Consider the following 1489-nt stretch of genomic DNA (forward strand, 5'->3'; position numbering starts at 1 on the left):
ATCATATCCTATGAAGAACAGGATGTCGAGCCGCATCGAACAGTGCTCCATGAGCTTGCGGTCGCTGATGATGTTCTCCAGATAGCCGACAAGGCAAAGCTTGAAGAAGACCACCGGGTCGATGCTCTTCTGCCCGCTTTGCCCATAATACCCCTTGGTGAGCGGATATAGGAAATCCAGGTCCAACACACCCTTCAACTTCCTGTAAAAATTGTCCCTTGGCACTCGTTCGCTGAGTTGGAACCGGGCGAACAGCTTTTCCTGATAGTCCTTCTTGCCTTGCATCCCTTTAAGGTACGATCCCTTTCCCGATCGGCAATGATCATCAACGACTTTTTTCGCTAACTTGTGCAACAGGCACAATGGCTATAAGTAATTGCTTGTTCTCGCCTACTTCTGAAAATCCTAGCGGATTTTCAGTTTGGTGTGTACTTGCTAAGTTCCGTGCTAAACCACGCAACTACTCATAGCCGAAACCGTTGGGGAAAAATGCCTGCGGCCGCCCGGCCGGCACCGCAAGCGGCACCTCCCCCCGAGCTATTTTCCCCCAACGGCCACGCAGTACACCGCTTATTCGCTATATTTATTCCACGTTTAACCAAAATCGGCCCGCGCGCCGCAGCGGAAAAAAGTGCACTTTTCCCAACAAGCGGCTATAGCGAATCAGCGCCTAATGGCTCCAGACAGCTTTTGCGGGCAAGCCCGCAACGCTGCCCGCCATAGCCGCGTGGCCGTTGTAGCCAATTAAAAAATGACGACCATCAAAAATCAAAGGAACAAAGAGGAGATTGAAAAATTGAAATCTAATATGTTTTCAAGTGATTGGAATCTTGTGAAAGAATCCGCAAGACAACTTGGTGAGTTGGGAGGTGAAGAAATCACCGACTTTTTAATTACACTGTTAGACCAAAGCGACTCAAGCATTAGAGATAGAGCTGCACTTGCACTCGAAGAAATTAGAGATAACAGAGCAGTAGAACCATTGTTAAGAGCGATTTTCAAAAAGGAAAACGAGGGATATACAGGGACAATGGTTTTTGCATTAGAATCTCATGACTGCTCAAAACACTTGACAGAAATATTCAGAATTATGTTCTATCAAGCATATGAATGCAAAATGAGTGCAATTGCTATTCTGGATACTCAGATTTTTGAATTTACGAAAGAAGACCTAATGGAGATTAAAGATATGTGGCAAAAATGTCTTCGAAATCCTGAATCTTGTCCTGAAATAGAAAATGAAGAGGTTAAGAAAGAAATGGAAGAATCCGTAAATGGATATTTAGAATATTTAAAAGAATAAAAACTGGCTACAACAACACCTATACGCAATGCCCTTCGGGACACTGCGCATAGCCAAACCGTTGGGGAAAAATGCCTGCGGCCGCCCGGCCGGCACCGCAAGCGGCACCTCCCCCCGAGCTATTTTCCCCCAACGGCCACGCAGTACACCGCTTATTCGCTATATTTATTCCACGTTTAACCAAAA

General features: G+C 45.9%; 2 protein-coding genes. One reads left to right on the top strand and one right to left on the bottom strand.

Going from position 1 to position 1489, the window contains the following annotated elements:
• Window positions 1–285: transposase (locus A7D14_RS14530; protein ID WP_141673416.1), on the bottom strand; the 285-nt coding region annotated here is incomplete at its 3' end.
• A gap of 466 nt (window positions 286–751) precedes the next feature.
• Here A7D14_RS14530 and A7D14_RS20255 point away from each other — a divergent pair.
• Window positions 752–1303 (top strand): HEAT repeat domain-containing protein, encoded by a 552-nt coding sequence (locus tag A7D14_RS20255; protein ID WP_218058541.1) that lies wholly within the window; start codon window positions 752–754, stop codon window positions 1301–1303.
• The last annotated feature ends 186 nt before the right edge of the window (window positions 1304–1489 follow it).

Source organism: Allomuricauda sp. CP2A (genome assembly GCF_001683915.1).
Taxonomy (GTDB): Bacteria; Bacteroidota; Bacteroidia; order Flavobacteriales; family Flavobacteriaceae; genus Flagellimonas.